This is a genomic window from Acidithiobacillus sp. (assembly GCF_023229925.1).
Classification (GTDB): Bacteria; Pseudomonadota; Gammaproteobacteria; order Acidithiobacillales; family Acidithiobacillaceae; genus Acidithiobacillus.
Map to the genome: position 1 here is coordinate 125,368 of NZ_JALNYM010000001.1, position 23,166 is coordinate 148,533.

27 protein-coding genes, 1 tRNA gene and 1 pseudogene are annotated in these 23,166 nt (G+C 56.5%); 11 read left to right on the top strand and 18 right to left on the bottom strand.

Translation table 11 applies throughout. The features are described 5' to 3' along the window. Positions 1–3 precede the first annotated feature (3 nt). Positions 4–1,200, bottom strand: a complete 1,197-nt coding sequence (locus M0P56_RS00710; protein WP_291508141.1) for a beta-ketoacyl-[acyl-carrier-protein] synthase family protein — start codon at positions 1,198–1,200, stop codon at positions 4–6. A 256-nt stretch (positions 1,201–1,456) separates the two neighbouring features. Here M0P56_RS00710 and M0P56_RS00715 point away from each other — a divergent pair, with 256 nt between their 5' ends. Beyond that, positions 1,457–1,723, top strand: a complete 267-nt coding sequence (locus M0P56_RS00715) for a phosphopantetheine-binding protein (protein ID WP_291508142.1) — start codon at positions 1,457–1,459, stop codon at positions 1,721–1,723. Positions 1,724–1,794: 71 nt separating this feature from the next. On the opposite strand, the gene M0P56_RS00720 is transcribed toward M0P56_RS00715, so the two are convergent. Next, positions 1,795–3,714, bottom strand: coding sequence for an MMPL family transporter (locus tag M0P56_RS00720; RefSeq protein WP_367273205.1), 1,920 nt, complete (start codon positions 3,712–3,714; stop codon positions 1,795–1,797). A 120-nt stretch (positions 3,715–3,834) separates the two neighbouring features. Here M0P56_RS00720 and M0P56_RS00725 point away from each other — a divergent pair, with 120 nt between their 5' ends. Next, positions 3,835–3,981: a hypothetical protein gene (locus tag M0P56_RS00725; RefSeq protein ID WP_291509256.1), complete on the top strand. Its 147-nt coding sequence runs from the start codon at positions 3,835–3,837 to the stop codon at positions 3,979–3,981. Between the two features lie 164 nt (positions 3,982–4,145). Here M0P56_RS00725 and M0P56_RS00730 read toward each other — a convergent pair whose 3' ends face one another. The 8 genes from M0P56_RS00730 to M0P56_RS00765 form a co-directional block, all read right to left on the bottom strand. Next, positions 4,146–4,814: a LolA-related protein gene (locus tag M0P56_RS00730; RefSeq protein ID WP_291508143.1), complete on the bottom strand. Its 669-nt coding sequence runs from the start codon at positions 4,812–4,814 to the stop codon at positions 4,146–4,148. Positions 4,815–4,825: 11 nt separating this feature from the next. Continuing rightward, on the bottom strand, positions 4,826–5,752 hold the full coding sequence (locus tag M0P56_RS00735; RefSeq protein ID WP_291508144.1) for an acyl-CoA synthetase: 927 nt from the start codon (positions 5,750–5,752) through the stop codon (positions 4,826–4,828). Then, a complete protein-coding gene (locus M0P56_RS00740) occupies positions 5,752–6,162 on the bottom strand; it encodes a hypothetical protein (RefSeq protein ID WP_291508145.1) in 411 nt (136 codons plus the stop codon). The genes M0P56_RS00735 and M0P56_RS00740 overlap by 1 nt, the downstream gene beginning before the upstream one ends. Next, positions 6,059–7,420 carry an AMP-binding protein gene (locus tag M0P56_RS00745; protein WP_291508146.1) on the bottom strand — a complete coding sequence of 454 codons (1,362 nt, stop codon included), beginning with the start codon at positions 7,418–7,420 and terminating at the stop codon, positions 6,059–6,061. Before M0P56_RS00745 ends, M0P56_RS00740 begins: the two co-directional genes overlap by 104 nt. Beyond that, a complete protein-coding gene (locus M0P56_RS00750; protein WP_291508147.1) occupies positions 7,417–8,151 on the bottom strand; it encodes a hypothetical protein in 735 nt (244 codons plus the stop codon). Before M0P56_RS00750 ends, M0P56_RS00745 begins: the two co-directional genes overlap by 4 nt. Before the next feature lie 97 nt (positions 8,152–8,248). Next, positions 8,249–8,581: a hypothetical protein gene (locus M0P56_RS00755; protein WP_291508148.1), complete on the bottom strand. Its 333-nt coding sequence runs from the start codon at positions 8,579–8,581 to the stop codon at positions 8,249–8,251. A 280-nt stretch (positions 8,582–8,861) separates the two neighbouring features. Beyond that, positions 8,862–9,191 carry a hypothetical protein gene (locus M0P56_RS00760; protein WP_291509257.1) on the bottom strand — a complete coding sequence of 110 codons (330 nt, stop codon included), beginning with the start codon at positions 9,189–9,191 and terminating at the stop codon, positions 8,862–8,864. After that, the gene (locus tag M0P56_RS00765; protein ID WP_291508149.1) at positions 9,154–9,567 is read right to left on the bottom strand and encodes an SHOCT domain-containing protein; all 414 of its coding nucleotides are present in this window, start codon (positions 9,565–9,567) and stop codon (positions 9,154–9,156) included. The genes M0P56_RS00760 and M0P56_RS00765 overlap by 38 nt, the downstream gene beginning before the upstream one ends. Positions 9,568–9,717: 150 nt before the next feature. Here M0P56_RS00765 and sixA point away from each other — a divergent pair, with 150 nt between their 5' ends. Next, on the top strand, positions 9,718–10,200 hold the full coding sequence (gene sixA, locus M0P56_RS00770) for a phosphohistidine phosphatase SixA (protein WP_291508150.1): 483 nt from the start codon (positions 9,718–9,720) through the stop codon (positions 10,198–10,200). A 23-nt stretch (positions 10,201–10,223) separates the two neighbouring features. Here sixA and M0P56_RS00775 read toward each other — a convergent pair whose 3' ends face one another. The 4 genes from M0P56_RS00775 to M0P56_RS00790 all read right to left on the bottom strand — a co-directional run bounded on the left by M0P56_RS00775 (position 10,224) and on the right by M0P56_RS00790 (position 13,320). Next, positions 10,224–10,730: a 2'-5' RNA ligase family protein gene (locus M0P56_RS00775; RefSeq protein ID WP_291508151.1), complete on the bottom strand. Its 507-nt coding sequence runs from the start codon at positions 10,728–10,730 to the stop codon at positions 10,224–10,226. A gap of 112 nt (positions 10,731–10,842) precedes the next feature. Further along, the gene (locus M0P56_RS00780; RefSeq protein WP_291508152.1) at positions 10,843–11,358 is read right to left on the bottom strand and encodes a nucleoside-triphosphatase; all 516 of its coding nucleotides are present in this window, start codon (positions 11,356–11,358) and stop codon (positions 10,843–10,845) included. 76 nt (positions 11,359–11,434) lie between these two features. Beyond that, positions 11,435–12,868, bottom strand: coding sequence for an RtcB family protein (locus M0P56_RS00785; RefSeq protein ID WP_291508153.1), 1,434 nt, complete (start codon positions 12,866–12,868; stop codon positions 11,435–11,437). 41 nt (positions 12,869–12,909) lie between these two features. Further along, positions 12,910–13,320 carry an archease gene (locus tag M0P56_RS00790; RefSeq protein WP_291508154.1) on the bottom strand — a complete coding sequence of 137 codons (411 nt, stop codon included), beginning with the start codon at positions 13,318–13,320 and terminating at the stop codon, positions 12,910–12,912. Between the two features lie 83 nt (positions 13,321–13,403). Between M0P56_RS00790 and M0P56_RS12355 the strand changes: the two are divergent. After that, a pseudogene (locus tag M0P56_RS12355) lies at positions 13,404–13,505 on the top strand (antitoxin); the annotation flags it as partial. 96 nt (positions 13,506–13,601) lie between these two features. Here the strand turns inward: M0P56_RS12355 and M0P56_RS00795 are convergent. The 3 genes from M0P56_RS00795 to M0P56_RS00805 all read right to left on the bottom strand — a co-directional run bounded on the left by M0P56_RS00795 (position 13,602) and on the right by M0P56_RS00805 (position 14,441). Then, on the bottom strand, positions 13,602–13,997 hold the full coding sequence (locus M0P56_RS00795; RefSeq protein ID WP_291508155.1) for a VapC toxin family PIN domain ribonuclease: 396 nt from the start codon (positions 13,995–13,997) through the stop codon (positions 13,602–13,604). Continuing rightward, positions 13,973–14,170, bottom strand: a complete 198-nt coding sequence (locus M0P56_RS00800; RefSeq protein WP_291508156.1) for a type II toxin-antitoxin system VapB family antitoxin — start codon at positions 14,168–14,170, stop codon at positions 13,973–13,975. The genes M0P56_RS00795 and M0P56_RS00800 overlap by 25 nt, the downstream gene beginning before the upstream one ends. A gap of 194 nt (positions 14,171–14,364) precedes the next feature. Continuing rightward, positions 14,365–14,441 (bottom strand) — tRNA-Arg (locus M0P56_RS00805). A gap of 133 nt (positions 14,442–14,574) precedes the next feature. On the opposite strand from M0P56_RS00805, the gene uvrB reads away from it, so the two are divergent. The 6 genes from uvrB (at position 14,575) to M0P56_RS00835 (ending at position 22,150) form a co-directional block, all read left to right on the top strand. Continuing rightward, the gene (uvrB, locus tag M0P56_RS00810; protein ID WP_291508157.1) at positions 14,575–16,602 is read left to right on the top strand and encodes an excinuclease ABC subunit UvrB; all 2,028 of its coding nucleotides are present in this window, start codon (positions 14,575–14,577) and stop codon (positions 16,600–16,602) included. A gap of 104 nt (positions 16,603–16,706) precedes the next feature. Next, positions 16,707–17,759: an NAD(P)-dependent alcohol dehydrogenase gene (locus M0P56_RS00815; protein WP_291508158.1), complete on the top strand. Its 1,053-nt coding sequence runs from the start codon at positions 16,707–16,709 to the stop codon at positions 17,757–17,759. 215 nt (positions 17,760–17,974) lie between these two features. Continuing rightward, a complete protein-coding gene (locus M0P56_RS00820) occupies positions 17,975–19,612 on the top strand; it encodes a CTP synthase (RefSeq protein WP_291508159.1) in 1,638 nt (545 codons plus the stop codon). Beyond that, positions 19,609–20,454 (top strand): 3-deoxy-8-phosphooctulonate synthase, encoded by an 846-nt coding sequence (gene kdsA / locus M0P56_RS00825; RefSeq protein ID WP_291508160.1) that lies wholly within the window; start codon positions 19,609–19,611, stop codon positions 20,452–20,454. The genes M0P56_RS00820 and kdsA overlap by 4 nt, the downstream gene beginning before the upstream one ends. Continuing rightward, positions 20,451–21,731, top strand: a complete 1,281-nt coding sequence (eno, locus tag M0P56_RS00830) for a phosphopyruvate hydratase (protein ID WP_291508161.1) — start codon at positions 20,451–20,453, stop codon at positions 21,729–21,731. Before kdsA ends, eno begins: the two co-directional genes overlap by 4 nt. A 53-nt stretch (positions 21,732–21,784) precedes the next feature. Then, on the top strand, positions 21,785–22,150 hold the full coding sequence (locus tag M0P56_RS00835) for a septum formation initiator family protein (RefSeq protein ID WP_291508162.1): 366 nt from the start codon (positions 21,785–21,787) through the stop codon (positions 22,148–22,150). A 48-nt stretch (positions 22,151–22,198) separates the two neighbouring features. Here the strand turns inward: M0P56_RS00835 and efp are convergent, their stop codons facing one another. Further along, on the bottom strand, positions 22,199–22,759 hold the full coding sequence (efp, locus tag M0P56_RS00840) for an elongation factor P (RefSeq protein WP_291508163.1): 561 nt from the start codon (positions 22,757–22,759) through the stop codon (positions 22,199–22,201). Between the two features lie 90 nt (positions 22,760–22,849). On the opposite strand from efp, the gene M0P56_RS00845 reads away from it, so the two are divergent. Beyond that, a complete protein-coding gene (locus M0P56_RS00845; RefSeq protein ID WP_291508164.1) occupies positions 22,850–23,152 on the top strand; it encodes a DUF971 domain-containing protein in 303 nt (100 codons plus the stop codon). The last annotated feature ends 14 nt before the right edge of the window (positions 23,153–23,166 follow it).

Here is a 23,166-nt window from a genome sequence, read left to right on the forward strand (position 1 = left end):
TCGCTAGGTGAAGCGGCCGAAGACCAGACTACAGTTGCTGCCACCAAAACCGAAGGAATTGCTTAATACATGGGAAACCCTTTGCCGTTTATTGGACGCGAGGTATTGAATGCCGGTCGTGGTGTCGGTCTGTCCAATCTCCGGGCCTGCTGGCATCAGGTCATGTTGGATGGCGATGGCACAAATGACGGCTTCCAGCGCTCCGGCGGCACCTAAGGTGTGGCCGGTGGCTCCCTTGGTAGAACTGCATGGCGTTGTGGCTCCGAAGACGTCGGCTACGGCTATGGCCTCGGACGAATCATTGTTGAAAGTGGCGGTGCCGTGCAGATTGATATAGTCAATATCTGCAGGGCTTAACCCGGCCGAAGACAGCGCCTGCTCCATGGCCATACGTGCTCCCAGGCCCTCGGGGTGAGGCGATGACATATGATAGGCATCGCTGGATTCGCCCACACCTAATAAAAGCACCGCATTGCCGTCGGCGGGGCGGTCCGGCAGGCGTTCTAGCAGCAGATAGGCGGCGGCCTCACCGAGGGAAATACCTTTACGGTCGTCGCTGAAAGGCCGACAGGGTCCGTCGGCCAGCAGCCCCAGCGAATGAAAACCATAGAGGGTAGTAGCACATAATGAATCTACGCCGCCAACTACGGCGGCATCAATCAGCCCCGCGTCGAGCATGCGCTTTGCCGAGGCGAGGGCCTTGGCGCTGGAAGAGCAGGCGGAAGACACCGACATGGCCGGACCCTCAAGGCGCAATTTGCGCCGGATGAAGTCGCTTAGAGAGTACGGGCTATGGGTGGCGGCATAGACAAAATTCGTGGGCAGACATCCGCTAATGGGGGCGCGGTGCCGAAATGCCCACTCGGTCTGCAGAATGCCTGCAGTGCTGGTCCCCAGAAAAACGCCGATCCGCCCTCTGCCCCATCTCCTGGCGGCAGTATCCACTGCCTCGGAAAATCCGTCCTGGCGCAGGGCCAACTGCGCCAGCCGATTGTTACGACAGTCGTAATCTCGTAGCTCCGGTTCCATTTCCTCATCGTCAATAGCATCCACTTCGCCGATCCAGGTCTTGATGTCGATATCCTGGAAGGCGCACTGCTTCAGCCCGCTCTGGCGCTCAAGCAGTGCAGAAAGGGTTTGGTCCAGACCGCGGCCGATACAGCTTGTCGCAGTGAGGCGTGATACGAACACCGGTGGCATGTGTCTTATAAATCATAATAATAGATGATGCGGACATTGTGATTGGGCGACCGACGAATGTCAAACAGAGCCCAGTGGCTACCTAGCCCAGGGTAGTATCCACAGATTGTGAACCAAGTAGCCATCTGAGGTAGAATCATAAAAGTGGAACGGGGCGGATACCGCCGTCCTCCTGCCGGAGGCGCTGGATCATGCCACCCAGCACGTATCGCCACCTAACGTGCGGTTAAACATTAAGCAATGGAGATTATCAAATATGTACGGTCTTACGCCCCAGGAACTGGAGTTAAGTGCTTTAATAATAGCGGCGCTGAATCTCCCCATGAGTCCGCAGGAAGTTGATCCTGAGGCGCCGTTATATGGTGGAACATTGGGGCTTGACTCCATTGATATTCTGGAGATATCTATGGTCATAGGAAAACAATACGGGTTAATGATATCAAGCGACAATGACAACAAGGTAGAAATATTTAGTTGTTTGCGTAGCCTCTGCACTTATGTGCAGGCGCACAAGGCCAACTAGAAAATCCTTTTCGCGCACGCTGTAAGCTGAAGCATCTGGCGGTTGGTCAGGGCATTTTGGGAAACTTGGGATCAAGCTGTTGTGTGTTGAGAAAAGCTGGCAGAGAATAACAACGCCAGAAAAACGCCCGGCGCGACGGTGACACCGATGGCCTGTAGTACCGGGACCCCGGAAAAAGCGAGTGGCCCAAATCCCATGATGGTGGCGATGTTGGCGATGACCAGGGAGGCCAGCGTACGCGGAGCGATTTCCCCGTGGACCTGCCCGTCGCCCTGGTCAAAAAAGAGTGCGTAGTTTGATCCGACGGCGACAATCAGCATCAGCCCGATCAGATTCATGATATTTAGCTCATAACCGAGCGAGACAAGCCCGGCGGACACAGTCAGGACGGCCGCAATCAACGGTAGCAGTATCCTGAAGACGCGCATCGGGGAACGCAATGCGAATAACAATAGTAAGGCAATAAAGACGACACCGGATAATGATAGTTTAATCCCATTTATCAGATAATTTTTATACAATTTATTTGATATGTCGGACAAATCGATGAGCATGGCACCCGTGATATGGTGCCGGGCAAGCCCGGCACGCACGCGCTGCGTGTCCACTATGCCTGAAGCCGGCGCCTTGAGCGGTAGAATGGCGTCCCAGCCATTGCTGTGGCGGACAAGCATGCTGTTTACCAGCATCCCGATACCTGTGCCGCGCAGGTCGGCAAGGGTTAGAGGTGAGAGCGTGCGTTGCGCCTCGGATTCCTTGATGAATGGTGTAAACAGGGACGCTTTTACCGGTAGGCCAAGCAGGGCCTCATGCAAACGCCTTTCCAGCACATCTTTCGGGGGAATCGCCGCTTGCCGCTCCTGTTGTAAGGTGACGCTCGGCAGGTACCGGGCGGGACTTTCATAGCCGGCAATGACGTGATTTTCTACCAATTTTTGTAGCGCATTGTCGGCTTTTTCGGCCGCAGCCAACGTGGCGTTGACGGTGGGTGCAGAAACGACGACCAGATAACCGCCCTCGGATACACCCAAGTCAGCGCGCATTTGCGTATAGAGTCGTTGCGCTGCCGCCGGAACCGGGCTCAGCGCAGACAGGTCGTAGTTCCAAATCTTGTTGCGATGGCTGATGAGGACGGCGCTCGCCGCCATCAGTAGCAACACGACGCCAGGCCGCATAGTGGAAAGCACACGCGTCAAGCGAAGCAGCTGTTCGCCAATATTGCTTAAATCCCGTGATTTAAAATTGCTAGGCAGCAGGGTTGGTAATACCAGTCGGGTGACGGTTGCCGCAGTGAGAAGCCCGGTAATTGCATAAAGGCCGAGTTGTGCTAACCCCGGCAAATTTGAAAATAGCAGGCTGGCAAACCCGATGATAGAGGTGAGCACCCCTAATCTGATGGTCGGCCAGTACTTGCGTATCCATTCTTCACTACTTGTTGCCGATGGTCCAGACTGCACAAAAAAATAAATGGAATAATCTACGGCTTCGCCAATTAATGCTGTACCAAACCCCAGAGTGATATCGTAGACAACAGAAAAGCCGAGCGCTACTGCAGAAATTCCGACGATCACCCCGGAAAATACGGGTATCAGACCTAAAATAAGCACGATACCGGAGCGGTATATGAGCAATAGCAAGAAAATAATAAGCGTTATGCTGATGATGGACATCCACTCGGCTGCATGGACGATGGTATCGCGGGAGGCTACCGAAATCACCCCGACGCCAGTCATCATCAAGGTCGTGTTCGTAGCTACGGAACCCGCTTCCGACTTCGCCACGGCGAATGCCGTTTGTATCTCGTTGATCGCTGCCTGCTGGGCATCCGTAGCGGAACCGGAAGCCTGGGTTTGCGCTAAGATCAAGGCACTCTTGCCGGAACGCGCGGACCACACTCCGTCGCGGGTCGCCGGTTTCGTCCCGCTTCCCATGGATTGGATCATCTGCACTGTGGCCCCGGTAGGATCATTAGGGAACAGTGACTGGGCCATCTCTCCGCCTGGAGTAGCTAACAAATCAATGGAATTGGCAATGGCGTTGTGTAGTCCGGCAACGGTAAAAAGTGTCTGGTTGACGGTGGGGCTCAACAAATAGCGATGAGAAAAAATATAATGAAATATTCGGGTATCACCATTGCTGCTGCCGTTGTTGATGGACAAAAAGGCAGTGTTACCCTGAAGCTTCCGGACCAGATCATTGGAGAGCTTGGCGCGTATGGCAGCGTCGCCGCCCTCAATGCTGATCATGATTTGGCGTGATAGAACGCCCTGACGTAATTGTTCATTCAGGACTGCCTGCTGCGCGCTGGGGGACCGCGGCAAGAATTCCGAAAGATTTGCTGTGAATTTGGCGGTGCTGATCAATAAGCCACCGACAAGCAAAATAGCGAGCCAGGTTGCAATGACGAAAACGCGGTTTTCCCTCACGGGGTGGGTGACTGAATGATGGTTATCAGGGAACGATCGCGGTTTGTTTTTAATGTTTCAATGCCGGTTACCGTATCGTTGCTACCGCTGACCAGAATATGTTGAATCAAGTCCGCCAACTTTTTTTGCCTGGGCAGCATCGTCAAGGTCCAGTTGCCCTTGCTGCCATCCAAAGAAAGACGAAAGTATCGCTCCAGCATCTGCCGGTTCCCGGTTAATGTGCCACGTATGCTATCGATAAATGCCTGTAGTTCCGGATGATCTTCCAGAGGGATATCTTGGTGGTCAATGGTGAGCACGTCGCCTTGTATGCGCATCACCTCATTTTTTGGCTTGAGGGTGTGCATCTCCAAGATGTCCGGGGCGATGAAAAGCAGTCTACCGGATGATTCTATGGGGTTTTCCAGCATGGTTAGCGATTTCTTCTCGACGAATCTGGCGCGACCGGGTTTTGCGTGTGACAAGGACTGCATCAGATGATCAATGTTCCATTCTGATGCCTGAGCGGTCGCCGTCAGCGCCGTACTTAGGCTTAGGAGCACGAGCAGGATCGCCGCCCCGAGGTGAAAAAAGATCCGTCCAGGGGCGGTGGTGGGTGAGGGTGCACTGCTGCGCGACGTCACCCGGGTATCCCGCAGTTGCCGAAGTACTTCAGATATGGTCATCAGACTACCCTCTAACCTTGTTGCCAGAAGTCGAAAAAATTAAACCAGTTATAAGGCGCTACATGACAGTACTTATCCAACAGGCTGACGTACTTTTCCATAGCCCGGTGCAGGACTACTTCCCGGTCGTTTCGTTCGACATCAGTGAAATCAGCCAGCTGTTCAAAAAAAATCTCATATTTCCCCGGCCCGGTATGCAGACCGACCATAAAGAAAATCGGTCTACGCAAGGTCGCCGCCATCCGGAAAGGCCCGCTGGGCCAAAGGGCGGGCTTGCCCAGAAAGGGGATGGATTGCACTTTCTCCTTATTAAAAAGGCGATCACCCAGCAGACCAACCAGGGCCCCGTTTTCCAGTTGTTCATGAACGCGGATCATTGAATCCATACGGCCGGGGGGTATGATATTTTGTTCGACTATCGGGTTGATGGCCGAAAGCATGGCATTTATGCGCCGGGCATTTTGCTCATACATCACCATGACCACGCGAGGACCTCCGTGCCGCTGACCAACGCCCCTGAGCATCTCAAAACTGCCGAGATGTGCTCCGAGAAGCAATGCCCCTTGTCCGGCGGCAATGGCCGTGTCGATAGCCTCTGGCTGGTGTACATGTATGTCAAAGAGATCGAAACGATTGTTGAGCAAATAAATACGGTCATGAATTGTTGCGGCGAAGGTAAGAAAATGATGGTAGATCTGCCATATACGTGCAGGTTGGCCGAGCGCTCGCGTGAGGTAGGCTCGCGATGACCGCCTGGCCGTTGGTGCAAACAAGAAAAAGTATCCGGCGATCAGGTGCAATATGGCGCGGGCCTGACGGCGGCCTAGCTTCATGGAAATCCAGGTTATCACCCGAAGCATGGTCAGGCTTCCACGCTCTGGATGCTGTGCCCAGGAGGGGTGGTTTGGGGGTGTGGACGCTTGGTCTGGGGGGGGCATCAGCAGGTTGATGTCTTTATGGCGGGAGACAAATTGCCAGCGGCTATCTTGCGGTTATTCGCGTGAATCGCGAAGGCGATGGACGCATCTGCTCTCGTATCGAAACAGAGTGTCAGTATTTCTCCGGGAGATGCGGGGCTGTAAAATTTGGCCATAGCGATATGGCCTCCTGTCATCATCGCTTGCCCGGTCGCAGACTCCACCAGATGAATGACCTCGTCCATAAGCATTACACCGGGAACCATGGGACGCCCGGGAAAATGGCCAGAGAAGACGGGGTGTTGCGCCGGGATGCTGAAGAAAACTTCATGGTGTGCCAGGATTGTTCTCCTCTTTATGAGGATGCACCGTGACCAGCAACTGAAGCGCGTCGCGCGGTAACTTCCCCGTATTATTACGCGGTAGCGCATCCACAATCTGTAATGGCCGGGGAAGAAATGCCGGATCAATGCGCTCACGCAGTTTGGCGTAAATCGAATGCGCATCTATTCCCGGCGCCACAACAAATGCCATCAAGCGCTTTACGCTGCCCGCCGCACCGTCGTCGGGCATAAAAAATACACCATCCTGTACCTCTGGGATGGAATTAAGCTGATGGTTTAGATAAGCCAGAGAGCTGCGTTTGCCCGCTATATTGACAAGATCAGCGGCTCGACCATGAAGAAGAAAACGCTCATCGTTAATAATCTCTAGTCTGTCGCTGAGTTCCGTTGCTTGTTCCACATGCCCACCGCTTGCCCACACGCGCCCAAGTTGTGCCGTCAAACGCAGTTCTGGTAATAACGACCATTCATCGGTTTCTGCACTGCGTCGGGTAGCAATCTGGCCCGTTTCAGTGGATCCGTAAATTTCTTGCAGAGGGGCATCGAAGCAGGTTTCCGCCTCTCTTGCCAGATCCTGGGTCAATGGAGCCGTAGCGGAAACCAGCAAGTCGACAGGTGGCAAAGGAGAACCTGTACCTAGTAAAGCGCGGAGGTGAATTGGCGTGCTCACCAGCAATCGTGGGCGTGGCAGCAATGAAAGTTCAGCGCAAATATCCGCAGGGTAAAAATATTGCGGCGCACTGAGGGCGCCGCCACATTGTAGAACGATCAGTATGGTTGATTCGAAGCCGTACATATGCTGTGGTGGAACCGTACCAAGCACCGCATATTTACGGCCATCCAGTAAGCCCAGGCGCTGGGCTTCGGCCCGGACGCTGCCTACCAGCGTGCCCCAGGTTTTCAGATGAGGAACCGGGCTTCCGGTGGATCCGGAAGTGAATACATAACTTACCGGTAGAGTTTCCGGAAGGAGGGGGATCGGCAGATTGTGATTTGTCGCCGGTACGGGAGGTCCTTCATGTAATGAAAGTTGAGGTAGATCTATATCGTTATCACCATCGCTGAGGCAAAACACATCCGGAGCGAAGCGGGCCATCTGGCTGACGGTTTCGTGTGTATATGTGGACGGCAACAGGCTTATTTTATTGGCAGTCATGACCGCAGCGAGGCCTACCATGAAGCGGTAGCGGTCACGGCAAATATTAAGAACATGTTTCCCTGGAAGAAGTATGGCACGAAGCTGTGCCACATCCGCCAAGAATTGATGCACGGTTATCGCTTTGCCATGACGAAATGCTACGATATCGCTTGCCGATTGATGGGTCAGCAGGGGGAGGACGTTCATGGCCTGTGGATGCTATTGCGCGATTGCTGTTTGCTCATCGCAGTTTTGCCGGAATAATGGAAGTAGGCACGAAGTCCTTCCATCATTCCGGAACGCTCGCCTACGGGGATGGTGCGACAGCGAACTATGTATTCAGCAAACAACATGGAAGCCATTAGCGTCATGGTAACGATGTTGGTCAATAAAAATAACAAATGGTGTGGCGCAAATATGAAAACAATCAGAGGCAGGCCTGTCATGATGGCGAAAAACAATGTCCAGGCCATTGTCACATGTCGAGTATAAATTTCTACCTGTTTGCTCAGGGGACCATGAACCAGGTCGGCAACTCGCGATATCAAGGGGGTATGCCCCGGAAGCAAAGTGACGCCGAATACCGTGGCCAATAATGCGAAAATACCGCTCCTTTGGACCAGGTACGTCCAGTTTAGGTAGTGCACAAGAATGGTTTGGTAATGCCACAATGCTACACATCCAGCAATAATAGAGGCAAGGCCGATAATTCGGTAACGCGTGCTCCACGATATAAATAAGAAAACAATGATGACAGGTGCAAAGGCAGACACCACCACCAATCCACCCGGATGGACCGAAGAGATTCCCCGGTAAGTGAGCATTTGATAGCCGACAAAGATAAATAAATAAAGCGCTATACTCCAATACTTTGCCAACCTGCCAGTTGACAAATTTTGACAAAATAGTTTAACGATTTGGCCGCACAGAAGTTTCACATATCTTGCCTTCTCATTGGTTTCTGCCTGCCCAGTTTACGTATTCCCCAAGGAAATGAGTAAATCGCAACCCGGAGCCGAATTTGTCTCGAGGCTGTTAATTTGGACTCTTGGTACTTCCCGATGCGGATGGCTTATTCCCCTTGGCGGCCTCCCAAAATCGGATGGCTCCTGCCTTTGCCGCGTGACCAATAGCGACCGCCTCATGAGCGATGCCGAGCCCCACCGCTTTTCCCGCTTGGCCGATCTTGTGGACAGTCGAGCCCACTGTCTGCCCTGCCTGCTCGGCTCCTTGCTTGAGATCAGTATTTTCTGCATATGCCGTGATAGGGGACAGAAGCGAAACCAAAAATATGCAGACGTACACCGGGACTAGTGCATTTGCCATCTTTGCCTTGAGGCTGTTGTTCGTCACCTGGTCTACCTGCATCGCATGTCCTCCTAACCGCAGCAAAAAAGTCGTCGTTCATCTGGATGACACCAAAGACACAAGGTTGTTATGCCAGATCGGTTCTCTCCGGTTGCCCGGATCTGCAAGTGCGTATTCTGGCGATCGTGGGCACCCCCAAAAGGCGTACATTCTGGTTGCCGCCATTTTATCCCCAAATGATCACGATGCGTCAAATTTTGGGGTGGCACGATCGAACCGCGCGGGCGGTACCAGCTAGCGCCTCATCCAATGGCCTCGGCCCCAGAACCAGCGCCCATCGCTATGCCACCAGTGGTCCGGCACCCAGCGGGCGTAGGGGTAGGGTGGATAGACCCAGCGTCCTGGTCCCCATATCCATTGCCCCCGCCAAACCCAGGCCCCCGGCGTCCATACCATGCCCATTGCCGGAGCTGGTGGAGCCACTACCACAGGCAGGGGCGGCGGCGGCCCAGGCACGACGACGGCCCCAGGAATTGGCCCCTGCACGTAGGCGGGTCCAGGTGCCACCACGCAACCACTCAGGACCGCGAGCCATCCCACCACCCATACTACCCGCCATCTCGTATATGTGCTCATTTTCCCAGATCCCCCCGCTTTTCGAGATACTCATCACGCTGGATCTCGCCGCGCGCATAGCGCTCGTCGAGGAGTTTGAGGGCGGTGACCTTTTCGTCGCCGGCCAGGCCGCTCCTGCACCCATGGCGATGTCGGCATGCAAAAGCCCCGCGGATCAGAAACAGAATGCCGCCTACAATCCCCACGAGGGCCAGCAGGCACAGCAATCCCCAAAACAGTCCAAAAGCGCCCATCATGCCGAGACCCCAACCCCCCATCATGTCCGGGCCGGGATAAAAGTCTACCGCCGGGCCTGGCGTGTTGGTGCTGGTCTGTGCCAAGGCCATGGCGGGCGCTGTCACCATCAGGAAGCCCGCCGTGGCGGCTATCCGGATTCCTTTTTTACGCTGTGATGTATCTATACGGTTCATCAACGGATCTCCTGTCGCGGAAACAACGCTTCCCGAAGCAAGTATAGTTCGGTTTTGTTCCGCTATCTCTCGCAATGGATTATGCAAACCGGTAAAATCGTCCAATAGGCGCGCAGGCGCATCAGCTCTGGCTGGGGAGGAATAAAGACTATGCAACTCGTATTGGTGCGGCATGGCAAGGCGGAAGACCCGACGCTGCGGCCCTCTGATGAAGAGCGGGAACTGACCGCCACAGGACGTTCGGTGGTAAAGGGCATGGCGGAGGGATTGCGACTTTGTGTGTCAGGAAAAGTCTTGATCTGGACCAGCCCGTTGCCACGGGCCCATCAGACCGCCGATATCCTCGCTAACGCCTTTAAGGTTAAAAAGATTCGGGAGCACGACGCCATATCGGCGGGTGATCTGGATGTCCTCGCCAGCGATTGGCAGAACCTGGATCCCCAGCCCAAGGTCCTGATCCTGGTGGGTCATCAGCCCCATCTGGGAAACTGGGCCGAACGGCTCGCTGGTGCGGTGCTGCCGATAAAAACCGCAACAGCGCTGGCGATTGACCTGGATGAGGATGGCGCTTTGAGCGGTGCGCTGCGTTGGTACGCCCATCCCAAGGCGTTGGCCGGCCTTGTAAACCGTTGAGTCGAGATGGCCAGGGCGGCACTTCAAGAAACCAATGACCAGCGACGCAGCACGGTGTACTGTCCGCCGCTGGATGCCACCAGCGTCAATTCCTGCAGGGTCCAGCATAATGGCTCGATGGGCTTTTCCTCCCAGGACCAGGGACGAGGTGACCGCAGCAGGGTGACATGGGGCAGAAACGGATCTGCCTCGACGCCATCTTCCGCCAACCACCCCTGCCGCCATTGCGTCAATGCCGGCGGCGCCTCCTGACCACCGATCCATAGCACCCGGCCGCCCTTGAATGCCCTTATTCTATCGAAGCTGAGGGTGATCGGGAATGGCCCCGGCCATAAATCATCCAGACGTCTTTGTAAGCGGGCAGGGTCGGACGCCCCCAAATAAAAAAGGGTAAGATGCCAGCGCTGGGGGAGTTCGCAGCGACCGGCCAGCGGCCAGTTCCGTTGGTGGAACTGAGCCAAGCGCAGGCGCAGGGCGGAAAGCACGCCAGCCGGCGGCCAAGCGGCAAAGAAAAAACGCGGTTCCCTCATCGCCCTAACCGGCCTGAGACTCGGTTTCTAACAAAGACGTTACGCCGGATGTGTCCTGCAGGTGGCGGACCAGGGCGGTTGCATGTGGGGCGGCGTTGCGGGCGGGCATAGCCTATGGCTGCACGGCGATGAGGATGGCGTCCTGCACGGCTTCCAGATCGGCGTCATCCCGCACGTCGTGCACCCGACCGAAACGGGCGTATGTGGATAGGTAGGGCCGGTCCACGATGGCCACCACCGGACTGAGGCCCTCCAAGACCTCCACCACCCAGGTGTAAAACAGGTCCGAAGACAGCTCGATAGGGCCAATCTCGTCGATAATAACGAGCCGGGACTCCAGGAGCTGGCTGCGGCAAGCACCGACGATATAATCGATGGCCGCCGTGTCCACGCCGAACTTCTCCACCATGGGGGGACCGGAAAAGTCCATGGAAGCCGCCAGTGCCTCCTCACCGCTGCCGAGGTCCTGCAGCAGGTAACCCGTATGAGGTCCATGGGCCACGTCGCTCACGGGGACGCCTCGGATGCCGGCCACGGGCCAACCGCTACCGGCGATGATGTGATCCAGCAGGGTACGCAGCTTGCGCTTGTCGTTGCCGACGATGAGATGTTTCTTATCCTTATTCATGGTGTCACCTTCCTCTTTATCCATTACCCCAAAAACAGCAGTTCGCGGGGATGTTTTTTTGTTCCGGGGGTTTCGCTCACCCCTTGATGCAGACCTTGGGACGCAGGAAGACGACCCTGCGCGCCAAGCCCGCCTTCTCCGTGGCTTCGGCGACCAGGTCCACGTCCTTGTACGCCCCCGGCGCTTCCTCTGCGGCTCCGCGCATGGAACGGGTGCGGATGAGGATACCCTGGCCCGCCAACTCGTCGATGAGCTCCCTGCCGTGCCACTGCTTGAGGGCTTGATGGCGGCTCATGGCCCGGCCGGCGCCGTGGCTGGCGGAGGAAAAGGTCCGCTCCTCGCTCTCCGCCATCCCGGCCAAAATATAAGAGCCCGTCCCCATGCTGCCGCCGATGATGACGGGCTGTCCGACGGCCCGGTAGCGCTCCGGCAGGGCCGAGTGCCCCGGACCGAAGGCGCGGGTAGCGCCCTTGCGATGAACCCAGAGCTTGCGCTCGACGCCGTCCACCTTATGACTTTCCGCTTTGCAGGTGTTATGGGAGACGTCGTAGAGGAGTTCCAGACGACTGTCCGGGAAGATGCGGCCAAACACCTCGCGGGTGAGCTGAGTGAGGATCTCCCGGTTGGCCAGAGCAACATTGATGGCGGCGTTCATGGCCCCGATGTACTGCTGTCCTTCAGGGGAATGGATGGGGGCACAGGCCAGCTCCCGCTCGGGCAGGGTGATGCCAAGCCGGTCCCCGGCCTTGGCCAGGCTCAGCAGATACTCGGTGCCGATTTGGTGGCCAAGTCCCCGGGAACCACAGTGGATAGTGATCACCAGTTGGCCTTCCTGCAAGCCGTAGGCGGTGGCTGCCTGGGCGTCATGGATGCTGTCCACCACCTGCACTTCCAGGTAATGGTTGCCCGATCCCAGAGTCCCCATCTCCCCGCGTTGGCGCCGCTTGGCCAAGTCGGAAACGGACTCTGGATGGGCGCCGCTCATGCGCCCGCGCTCTTCGATGTATTCCAGGTCCTTTGGGTCTCCGTAGCCGTGGTGGACGGCCCACTCTGCGCCTTCCTGCAGGACTGCGTCCAATTCCGCGGTAGACAGCTTCCGCTCGCCCTCCTCGCCCACTCCGGCGGGAATGCGGTGATAAAGGGCGTCGGCCAGTGCTTCCAGTTTGCCGTCGACCTCATGCAGCGTGAGGTTGCTGCGCAGGGTCCGTATGCCGCAGGAGATATCAAAGCCCACCCCGCCCGCCGAGATGATGCCGCCTTGGTCCGCGTCGAAGGCGGCCACCCCACCGATGGGGAAGCCGTAGCCCCAGTGGGCATCGGGCATGGTCATGGCCGCCCCCACCAGGCCCGGCAGTCTGGCGACGTTGGTAATCTGCTCCAGAACCTTGTCGTCCATGCTGACGAGCAGGGGCTCACTGCCATAGAGCAGCACCGGTCCCCGCCCCTCGCCGGGGGTCAAAGGCGCTGTCCAGCAATAGTCATTCAGCTTCCGCAACCGGCTCATGTCCATGGGAAATCCTTATCCAAAAACGGCGTTTGCCCAATGGCGGCTCAAACGTCCACTACGCAACGGGCTTCGAAACCCTCCGGCCCCTGGGAAACGCGCAGCATGGTGAGAGTGGCGCCCTTCACTTCCACCCCCCGATCCAGATCCTCCCGCCAGGGCTCGCCCCAGGCCTCTCCCTGCCAATGGCTGTTATCGCGGACGAGCCGAAAACGTCCCAAGACCAGACCATGGGTCCCCGCCTCGGCCAGCAGGGTATTCAGCCAAGTGACCAGGGCCAGTTCGAGGTCTTCCTCCTCGAAGTCGATCCGGACCGAACGGGCTGCCCGCACCTGGGCGAGGTCGGCCATAATGGCAAAGGTCCCCGCCGCTACGCCCTCGAAGGACTCTTCCAGGGTCCTGCCCCGGCCGATGACACCGATGTCGGCGTCATGATCAAAGTATGAAAATACCGTCAATGGTTACGCTCCATCCCCGTGCTCGCCTTATGGACGACGAGGTCGGATTTCCAGCCCTCTTGAAAGTATAGGACGGATTAGAATCTGTAGACGATCCCCGTCCGGGCATCCCGCACGATGCAGTTATGACTGAGATGGACGCGGAGATTGTCGCTATTGCGTCAGGTCAGGGAAGCCGCGTGTGACCGAAGCGAATTATCGTATTGGATGGCGGCCTATGGCCACAGTTACCGCGACCATGGAGATGGAGCTTGCCTATTATGCTGTGGTCGGACGCTATTTTATTCGGATGATTTCGGCGAATAGGCTGATCCAAGATCGGCAGCCGGGGCCATGAGGCGTTTGTTGCGGGACCATAGAGCGGTCTGCACGAGGACGGTGGAGGCCAGGATGCTTGCGTCCATGTAGCCTATACCACGCTCCATCAGGCCATGACGCTCAATGAAAAATAGTGTTTCTTCTGGAGAGGTGGCGGTGCATCGGGGTAAGCAGGAGAGCAGATATAAGGTCTGTTGCCGGTTTTTGAGGTCGCCGCAGGCGATTTCTCCGATGATGAAATCGTGCGTTTGCACCATGCCATGATCGAGCAGGGTAGAGAGGTGTGCATCTCCAGAGCGGAAATGGTCGATCCAGACGGAGGTATCGACCAGAATCAAGCGTCCGGCTCCCGCCTGCATGGTATGTCCTGTAGTTGGGGTTCTGTTCCGCCCAGACGACTCAGGCGACGAGCGCTCTCCCGTTCAATCAGTGCGCGCAGCGCTTCTTTCAAGAGGGCACCGCGATCTTCCACACCGCTGAGATTTTTCGCCTGAGCCAGGAGGTCATCATCCAGATTGATGGTTGTTCGCATAAGGGAGAATCTCTTTTGGCATCATGTGATGCCATTTTAGATGGTTGTAGTGGGTATATCGACCTGGTGGCGAGCGGCTTACAAAACATCAATTGGGTGCCGGTGAGAGCCCACGGCTTGCGGCGTGGTGTCCCAAAAGCGCCCCATGTTAGGTCTTTGATGATCTGGGATGTTTCATAACTAATTGTTCTATATGGTGCGCCTGACAGGAATCGAACCTGTAACCTACGGCTTAGAAGGCCGTTGCTCTATCCGGTTGAGCTACAGGCGCAAGGGATAATCCGACAATAAATCGTCCGCACCATTGTAGAGGACCGGTGGCGGTCAGGGAAGCCGAAGCGCCCCCTTTTCGCCGACGGCTGCCAGCGTGTATGGTTGGTGGTATCAGCCGATCGGAGCAGAGCATGGACAAGCGCTTTATCCTGGAAAGCAGTTTTCCACCGCAGGGCGATCAGCCGGAGGCCATTCGGCTGTTGGTGAACGGCCTTGCTTCTGGTGAATTTTTCCAGACCCTGTTGGGGGTGACCGGTTCGGGCAAGACCTTTACCATGGCCAACGTCATCGCAAGCACCCACCGGCCCGCCATCATCATGGCGCCCAACAAGACTCTGGCAGCGCAGCTCTATGCGGAGATGCGCGCGTTTTTCCCCCACAATGCCGTGGAGTATTTCGTCAGTTATTACGATTACTACCAACCCGAGGCTTACGTTCCTTCCTCCGACACCTTTATCGAAAAAGATGCCGCCATCAATGACCACATCGAGCAGATGCGCCTCTCCGCCACCAAGGCCCTGCTGGAACGGCCGGATGTCATCATCGTGGCCACCGTTTCCGCAATCTACGGTCTGGGTGATCCGGCCTCCTACCATGGCATGATTCTGCATCTGCGCGAGTCTGCCACCATGGATCAGCGCGCTATCCTCAAGCGTCTGGCGGAGATGCAATACAGCCGCAATCCTTTGGAAATGAAGCGCGGCACCTTTCGCGTCAACGGCGATGTCATCGATATCTGGCCCGCAGAAAGTGAGGACGAAGCCGTTCGGATCGAGCTTTTTGGCGATGAACTGGAGCGCATATCGCTCTTTGATCCCCTGACCGGCAAGACCATCACCCGTTTACCGCGTTACACCATCTACCCCAAAAGCCACTACGTCACCCCGCGCGAGACCATTCTCGCGGCGCTGGACGCTATTAAAGATGAACTTCGCTCGCGTCTGGACGACCTGCGCCGCGCCAACAAGCTGGTCGAGGCGCAACGGCTGGAGCAGCGCACCCGCTTTGATCTGGAGATGATGGCCGAGCTGGGGTATTGCTCGGGCATCGAGAATTATTCCCGCTACCTCTCGGGACGGGTGCCCGGTCAGGCGCCGCCGACCTTGATGGACTACCTGCCCAAGGACGCCCTGCTGTTTATGGACGAATCCCATGTGACCGTCCCGCAGTTCGGGGGAATGTACAAGGGCGACCGTTCGCGTAAGGAAACCCTGGTAGAATACGGGTTTCGCCTGCCCTCGGCGCTGGACAACCGGCCCCTGATGTTCCCCGAGTTCGAGTCACTCATGCCGCAGACCGTGTTTATTTCCGCAACACCCGGTCCCTACGAGCTGGAGCACTCCGGGCAGGTGGTGGAGCAGGTGGTACGGCCCACCGGTCTGGTCGATCCGGCTGTGGACGTCCGTCCGGCGAAGGGGCAGGTCGATGATCTGATCAGTGAAATCAACGTCGTTGTGCGTACCGGCTGGCGTATTCTGGTGACGACGCTGACCAAGCGGATGGCCGAAGATCTGACCGATTATCTCCATGAGCTGGGTATCAAGTGCCGTTACCTGCACTCTGATATCGAGACGGTGGAGCGGGTGGAGATCATTCGCGATCTGCGCGCTGGGGTGTTCGATGTGCTGATCGGGATTAATCTGCTGCGGGAAGGTCTGGATATGCCGGAGGTGGCATTGGTCGCCATTCTGGATGCGGATAAGGAGGGTTTCCTGCGCTCGGAGCGGTCGCTGATCCAGACCATCGGGCGCGCCGCGCGCAATCTGCATGGACGGGCCATTCTCTACGCCGACAGTGTTACCAAATCCATGGCCCGGGCCATAGCCGAAACCGACCGCCGCCGGGAGAAGCAGTTGCAGTTCAACGCGGTGCATGGCATTACCCCGCGCGGCATCATCAAGCCGGTGTCAGACCTGATTGAGGGAGTCTATCGGCGTAATGCACAACCCGCCGCGCGCGCGGCGGAGAAAAGTGCGGATTATCGCGTGCTCAGCGACCCCAAAGCCGTTTCTAAAAAAATCAAGGAGCTGGAGGAGGCTATGTACCGTCACGCCCGCAATCTGGAGTTTGAACAGGCGGCGGCGCTGCGGGACGACATTAAAAAACTGGAGACCCGTCTGCTGGGTACCGATCTGCCGGTGTCTCTTGAAGAGGACTGAAGTGCGACCCGTAGGGACAAAAGTACCCCCAGCAACTTGACGCCGCGCAGGGCATTGCTTATTCTATAAACCAACCGGACGGTATGTAATAACAGGAGAACGTGATGATGATGAAGGCTAAAGCCTATGCTGCTCAGACTGCCCGCAGTCCGTTGGCGCCCTACGAAGTCCTGCGTCGTGAGCCGGGCCCTGATGATGTTCAGATGGATATACTTTTCTGCGGTGTCTGCCACTCCGATTTGCACACCGCCCGCAATGAGTGGAAAAATACGCTGTACCCCGCTGTTCCCGGTCACGAAATCGTGGGCCGGGTGGTTGCCGTCGGTAAGGATGTCAAAAACTTTAAAGTCGGTGATTTTGCCGGTGTTGGTTGCATGGTGGATAGTTGTGGGCACTGTCCGTCCTGTGCCGAGGGTGAGGAGCAGTACTGCGATAACGGATTCACCGGAACATACAACGGCCCGGTATTCGGTGGCGAAAATACCTATGGCGGCTATTCCCAGAGCGTGGTGGTCAAAGAATCTTTTGTACTTAAGATTCAGCATGATGAAAAAGATCTGGCGAGCGTGGCACCGCTGCTCTGCGCCGGTATCACCACCTACTCGCCCTTACGCCACTGGGGGGTCGGACCAGGTAAAAAGGTCGGCATTGTGGGTCTGGGCGGTCTTGGTCATATGGGCGTCAAGCTGGCACACGCCATGGGTGCTCACGTGGTGCTGTTCACCACCTCTCCCGGCAAAGTGGAGGATGGTAAGCGGCTGGGGGCGGATGAGGTCTGCATCTCCAAAGATGACGCGCAAATGGCCAGCCATGCCAACAGCTTCGATTTTATTCTCAATACCGTGGCGGCGCCCCATAATCTGGACACCTTCCTGAACCTGCTCAAGCGGGATGGTACGATGACGCTGGTGGGCGCTCCGGCAGAACCTCATCCGTCACCAGAAGTCTTCAATCTGATTTTTAAGCGCCGGCAGCTCGCGGGCTCCCTTATTGGTGGCATCCGGGAAACGCAGGAGATGCTGGATTTCTGCGCGCAGCACGGGATTGGTTCGGATATCGAGATGATCCCCATGGATTACATCAATACCGCCTATGAAAGAATGCTGAAGAGCGATGTGAAGTATCGCTTTGTGATAGACATGGCGACGCTGAAATAGGTTCTCCGGGGCCGGAGATATCCAGCCCCACCAGCAAGAGACGGAAAACGCGCCAGGCTGAAGCCATAAACGGCAGTCCGGCGTGTTTTTTTGTTTTGGGGCGAGATGTCAAGGAAGCAGGAGCTGCGCGTGGGCCACCACAGAAAGGCGGTTTGCGTTGTGCCGCACGTCCGAATTGGCTACCATGCGCAGGTTAAACGCGCGTTGCGAGTCCTATGAGCAAATACATTTTTGTAACAGGTGGGGTGGTTTCTTCTCTGGGCAAGGGCGCCGCTGGCGCAGCTCTTGGCGCACTGCTGGAGGCGCGTGGGCTGAAGGTCACCATGCTCAAGCTAGACCCCTATATCAATGTCGATCCGGGCACCATGAGCCCCTTCCAGCACGGTGAGGTGTTCGTCACGGCGGATGGCGCGGAAACGGATCTGGATTTGGGGCATTACGAGCGATTTCTCTCGACGCGGATGGGCAAGCGCAACAATTTCACCACCGGTCTGGTTTATCAGACTGTTATTGAAAAAGAACGGCGCGGCGACTATCTGGGACGCACTGTGCAGGTCATCCCCCATGTCACCGATGAGATCAAGCGGCGCATCCGGTTGGGTGCGGTGGATGCGGATGTGGCGCTCGTGGAGATCGGTGGTACCGTCGGTGACATTGAATCGCAGCCCTTTCTGGAAGCGATCCGGCAGATGGCGGTAGAGGAGGAACGGGGTGACACCCTCTTCATGCATCTGACGTTGGTACCCTATCTGGCGTCTGCCGGGGAGATGAAAACCAAGCCGACCCAGCACTCGGTACGTGAACTGCGTGCCATCGGCATCCAGCCGGATGTGCTGCTCTGCCGTGCCGATAGGCCTATACCAGCCGATCACCGGGCTAAGATCGGGCTCTTTTCTAATCTGCCGGAAAGGGCGGTCATTTCCGCTATCGACACCGACAGCATCTACCGCATTCCGCTGCTTTTCCATGCGCAGGGTCTGGATGATCTGGTGGTACAGAATCTCGACCTGCAGGTGCCAGCCCCTGACCTTTCGGTATGGAATGGCATCATAAACGCCCTGGAACACCCGGAAGGCGAGGTGGTGATTGCTCTCGTAGGCAAATATGTGGGGCTTACCGAGTCCTACAAGTCACTGGCCGAGGCGTTGCTTCACGCCGGATTACGGGCACGACGGAGTGTGCGCTTCCTGTATGTGGATGCGGAAGATATTGAAACGCTGGGGACGGAAATGCTTGCGGAAGCGGATGCTATTCTGGTGCCCGGTGGTTTTGGCGGGCGTGGCACCGAGGGCAAAATCACCACCATTCGCTACGCGCGAGAGCAGAAGGTGCCTTATCTCGGTATCTGCCTCGGCATGCAATTAGCTGTCGTTGAGTTCGCGCGGCATTGCGCCGGACTGACGGACGCCAACAGTACAGAGCTGGACCCCCAGACTCCGGCGCCAGTCATTACGCTGATGACCGAGTGGTCCGATCCCGAAGGTCATAAAGCATATCGGGAAGAGGGCGGTAATCTGGGTGGCACCATGCGGCTGGGTGAGCAGGAATGCCGATTGGAACCTGGCAGCCTGGCGACACAAGCTTATGGACAGGAGCGGATTTACGAGCGACATCGCCATCGCTTCGAGTTCAATAACCGTTACCGCAATTCGTTGGCTATGGCGGGGTTGCGTTACACGGGTTTCTCTGCGGATAGTGAGCTGGTGGAAGTGGTGGAGTTGCCGGGCCACCCGTGGTTTCTGGGCTGCCAGTTTCACCCGGAGTTCACCAGTAATCCGCGTGAGGGGCATCCATTGTTTGATGCCTTTATGCGCGCCGCCATCGCGCAGCGGGAACGGGAGGCGGTAGCGTGAAACTTTGTGGCTTCGAGGCAGGTCTGCAGCACCCTTTCTTTCTGATGGCAGGCCCCTGTGCGATTGAGAGTGAATCCCTGGCGTTGCGCACGGCGGAAGAACTGCGCGATATTTGTGCACGGCTCAGTATTCCCTTTATTTATAAAAGTTCCTACGACAAGGCGAACCGCTCTTCAGGAGAAAGTTTCCGAGGACCAGGGAGGGACGAAGGACTGCGCATTCTCGAAAAAGTTCGCCGGGAAGTGGGTGTGCCGGTCATTACGGATGTGCATGAAAAAGAAGATGTGCCTGCCGTGGCGGAGGTGGCCGATGTGCTACAGACGCCGGCCTTTCTCTGCCGGCAGACCGATTTCATCCAGGCCGTCGCGGTCGCAGGTAAGCCGGTCAACATCAAGAAGGGCCAGTTCCTCGCGCCCTGGGATATGCTGCATGTCGCCAACAAGGCCAAAGCTACCGGTAATGATCGAATTATGGTCTGTGAGCGCGGTGCCTCCTTCGGCTATAACAACCTCGTATCGGATATGCGCTCCCTCGCTGTGATGCGCCAGACCGGATGCCCGGTGGTTTTTGATGCGACCCATTCGGTACAGCTTCCGGGTGGGCAGGGCGACCGGTCCGGGGGCCAGCGCGAATTTGTCCCGGTGCTGGCGCGTGCCGCCGTGGCAGCAGGCGTGTCAGGGCTTTTTATGGAGACGCATCCTGATCCGGCGCAGGCCTTGTCCGATGGCCCCAACGCCTGGCCGCTGGGACGTATGGAGAGTCTGTTGCGTGTCCTCCAGCAGCTGGATCATCTCGTGAAAGACCAAGATTTCCCTGAAAACCACCCTGAGGAGTTAGCATGAACGCCATCGTTCGCATTCAAGCCCGTGAAGTTCTCGATTCGCGTGGTAACCCCACCGTGGAAGCCGAAGTCCATCTCGAAAATGGTGCCATGGGTCGTGCTATCGTGCCCAGTGGCGCCTCGACCGGTGAGCGCGAGGCGGTAGAATTGCGCGACGGTGGTCAGCGCTATGGCGGCAAAGGGGTGCGTAAGGCCGTTGAACATGTCAATGGCGAAATCCAGGATGCACTCCTCGGCATGGAAGCCGAAGAGCAGGAGCACATCGATGCTGCACTCTGCGCGCTGGATGGCACCGAAAACAAGGCACGCCTCGGCGCTAATGCGATTCTGAGTGTCTCGCTGGCAACGGCCCACGCTGCCGCCCATGCCGCTGGTCAGCCCCTGTATCGTTATATTGGTGGTCTGGGCCCACTACAGTTGCCCGTCCCCATGATGAATGTCATCAATGGCGGAGCCCATGCCGATAATGACGTGGACATGCAGGAATTTATGCTGATCCCGGCGGGTGCGGAGTCTTTCTCTGAGGCTTTGCAGATGGGGGTGGAGGTGTTCCACAGCCTTAAGGCTGTGCTGCAATCGCGCGGGCTGGCAACGACAGTCGGTGACGAGGGCGGCTTCGCTCCGAATCTGCCTTCCAACGAGGCGGCACTGGAATTGCTCATGGACGCCATCAGCAAGGCGGGTTATCAACCGGGCAAAGATATCTGGCTGGGTATGGACGTAGCCTCCAGTGAGTTTTATCGGGATGGGCGCTATCATCTGGCCAGCGAAAAGCGCGAACTCAACAGCGCGCAATTCGTAGCTTACCTGGAGGCACTGGCCGATCGTTATCCGCTGATCAGTATTGAAGATGGCATGGATCAGAATGACTGGGAAGGCTGGATCATGCTGACCGACCGTCTCGGCGATCGTTTGCAGTTGGTGGGTGATGACATTTTCGTGACGAATACGACCATTCTGCGCGAGGGCATTGAGCGCGGCGTCGCCAATAGCATCCTCATTAAACTGAATCAGATCGGTACCTTATCGGAAACCCTGGCAGCCATTGAAATGGCAAAAACCCATAGCTATACGGCTATCGTTTCGCACCGCTCCGGAGAGACCGAGGACACCACATTGGCGGATGTTGCGGTAGCTACCGGTTGTGGTCAGATTAAAACGGGTTCTTTGTCGCGCACGGATCGGGTTGCAAAGTACAACCGTTTGTTGCGTATTGAGGAGGATTTGGGTGACGCGGCTCGTTATCCCGGACTTGCAACTTTTTATAATCTCGACTAAAAGGAATTTAATGGGGTATTTTCTGGGCCATTAAATTTCGGGGATTTTTCGGCATGGGTTATTGGGCGCGCGTAAGAAATAGCATAGGTACTGCTAAGGCAGAAATGCGCCTCGCGGACTTTATGCTTCTAGCCGTGCTGTGTGCCTTGCAATATCCGCTTTGGTTTGGTTCCGGAAGCTGGTGGAATGTTGTGGACCTGCACCAGAAACTGGAAGGCAAGCAGGTGGTTTTGAAGCAGCTAGAGGATCGTAATGACCTTCTGGTGGCGCAGGTGAAGAGCCTGCAAACGGGAAGCCATGCTGTTGAAGAGTTAGCCCGACGTCATTTGGGGATGGTTAGCAAGGGAGAGGTGTTTGTCTGGGTGATCCCGGCCAAAGCCACTCCCAGCAGTATGAACCTGACTACCCAGGTGTCCTGAGTTCTGCCGAGTGTTTCGCAGTCCGGCAATTCGTCCGTTTATGATCTGTCAGGCGCGGTCGATGTAACTGCCGTCTACCGTATTCACCCGGATTTTTTCACCCGCATTTACAAACTGTGGCACCATAACTGTAATGCCGGTTTCCATACGTGCGGACTTATAGGAGCCGGTAGCGGTTTGTCCCTTAATGGCGGGGTCGGCTTCAACCACCTCCAAAGTAACCACAGGCGGCAATTCAACGCCAATGGGCCTTTCGTTATGCAGGTTGACCTGGATTTCGGTATTGGGCAAGAGATAGCCGGTTTGTCCTTCGAGCAGATCCTCACTGAGGATGATCTGCTCGAAGTTCTCGTTGTCCATAAAGACATAGCCGGTGGCATCTGCGTATAGATACTGCATGGTACGAGGCTCGACGACGGCCTTCTCCATGCTTTCTCCAGAGCGGAAACGCGTATTGGACTTGGTACCCGTCTCAATATTCTTCATCTCGACCTGTACGAAGGCGCCGCCCTTGCCGGGTTTCACGAAATCGGTTTTGAGTACACGCCAAAGCCCTTTTTCATGTTCCAGAATATTGCCTGGGCGGATATCAAAGGCGGAAATCTTCATACTGTAGTCCTTCTGGGCATTCCCTTTAGAGGGCGTGAATTGTACCCTAGAGGCTTATTTCTGACCAGTCCGGTCCCTTGAGAGGTAATTATGTCTGAGCCCCGTACCCAGCCCCTGGAGATTCGTCCCCTCATGGTCAGTCGCATCATGGAGGTAGATTGGGCTGACGGTCACACCAGCCGTCTGACCTTTGAATACCTGCGGGTGGAATGTCCCTGCGCGGAGTGTAAGGGGCACACACCCGATCAGGCGCAAGTGATTACTGGCAAAGAGGACGTGCGCATTGTGGACGTGGCCCCGGTGGGTAACTACGCGGTGCAACTGCATTTCAGCGACGGTCACAATACGGGGATTTTTACCTGGGGGTATCTGCGCATGCTGGATAATGAATGAGCACTTCTGGCGTT

Excerpts from the sequence above, each read along its gene's own strand:
- M0P56_RS00710 (WP_291508141.1), bottom strand. The coding sequence starts at position 1,200 with ATGCCACCGGTGTTCGTATCACGCCTCACTGCGACAAGCTGTATCGGC.
- M0P56_RS00715 (WP_291508142.1), top strand. The coding sequence starts at position 1,457 with ATGTACGGTCTTACGCCCCAGGAACTGGAGTTAAGTGCTTTAATAATA.
- M0P56_RS00720 (WP_367273205.1), bottom strand. The coding sequence starts at position 3,714 with ATGGCCCAGTCACTGTTCCCTAATGATCCTACCGGGGCCACAGTGCAG.
- M0P56_RS00725 (WP_291509256.1), top strand. The coding sequence starts at position 3,835 with ATGAAATATTCGGGTATCACCATTGCTGCTGCCGTTGTTGATGGACAA.
- M0P56_RS00730 (WP_291508143.1), bottom strand. The coding sequence starts at position 4,814 with ATGACCATATCTGAAGTACTTCGGCAACTGCGGGATACCCGGGTGACG.
- M0P56_RS00735 (WP_291508144.1), bottom strand. The coding sequence starts at position 5,752 with ATGCCCCCCCCAGACCAAGCGTCCACACCCCCAAACCACCCCTCCTGG.
- M0P56_RS00740 (WP_291508145.1), bottom strand. The coding sequence starts at position 6,162 with ATGCGCTACCGCGTAATAATACGGGGAAGTTACCGCGCGACGCGCTTC.
- M0P56_RS00745 (WP_291508146.1), bottom strand. The coding sequence starts at position 7,420 with ATGAACGTCCTCCCCCTGCTGACCCATCAATCGGCAAGCGATATCGTA.
- M0P56_RS00755 (WP_291508148.1), bottom strand. The coding sequence starts at position 8,581 with ATGCAGGTAGACCAGGTGACGAACAACAGCCTCAAGGCAAAGATGGCA.
- M0P56_RS00760 (WP_291509257.1), bottom strand. The coding sequence starts at position 9,191 with ATGAGTATCTCGAAAAGCGGGGGGATCTGGGAAAATGAGCACATATAC.
- M0P56_RS00765 (WP_291508149.1), bottom strand. The coding sequence starts at position 9,567 with ATGAACCGTATAGATACATCACAGCGTAAAAAAGGAATCCGGATAGCC.
- sixA (WP_291508150.1), top strand. The coding sequence starts at position 9,718 with ATGCAACTCGTATTGGTGCGGCATGGCAAGGCGGAAGACCCGACGCTG.
- M0P56_RS00775 (WP_291508151.1), bottom strand. The coding sequence starts at position 10,730 with ATGAGGGAACCGCGTTTTTTCTTTGCCGCTTGGCCGCCGGCTGGCGTG.
- M0P56_RS00780 (WP_291508152.1), bottom strand. The coding sequence starts at position 11,358 with ATGAATAAGGATAAGAAACATCTCATCGTCGGCAACGACAAGCGCAAG.
- M0P56_RS00785 (WP_291508153.1), bottom strand. The coding sequence starts at position 12,868 with ATGGACATGAGCCGGTTGCGGAAGCTGAATGACTATTGCTGGACAGCG.
- M0P56_RS00795 (WP_291508155.1), bottom strand. The coding sequence starts at position 13,997 with ATGCAGGCGGGAGCCGGACGCTTGATTCTGGTCGATACCTCCGTCTGG.
- M0P56_RS00800 (WP_291508156.1), bottom strand. The coding sequence starts at position 14,170 with ATGCGAACAACCATCAATCTGGATGATGACCTCCTGGCTCAGGCGAAA.
- uvrB (WP_291508157.1), top strand. The coding sequence starts at position 14,575 with ATGGACAAGCGCTTTATCCTGGAAAGCAGTTTTCCACCGCAGGGCGAT.
- M0P56_RS00815 (WP_291508158.1), top strand. The coding sequence starts at position 16,707 with ATGATGATGAAGGCTAAAGCCTATGCTGCTCAGACTGCCCGCAGTCCG.
- M0P56_RS00820 (WP_291508159.1), top strand. The coding sequence starts at position 17,975 with ATGAGCAAATACATTTTTGTAACAGGTGGGGTGGTTTCTTCTCTGGGC.
- eno (WP_291508161.1), top strand. The coding sequence starts at position 20,451 with ATGAACGCCATCGTTCGCATTCAAGCCCGTGAAGTTCTCGATTCGCGT.
- M0P56_RS00835 (WP_291508162.1), top strand. The coding sequence starts at position 21,785 with ATGGGTTATTGGGCGCGCGTAAGAAATAGCATAGGTACTGCTAAGGCA.
- efp (WP_291508163.1), bottom strand. The coding sequence starts at position 22,759 with ATGAAGATTTCCGCCTTTGATATCCGCCCAGGCAATATTCTGGAACAT.
- M0P56_RS00845 (WP_291508164.1), top strand. The coding sequence starts at position 22,850 with ATGTCTGAGCCCCGTACCCAGCCCCTGGAGATTCGTCCCCTCATGGTC.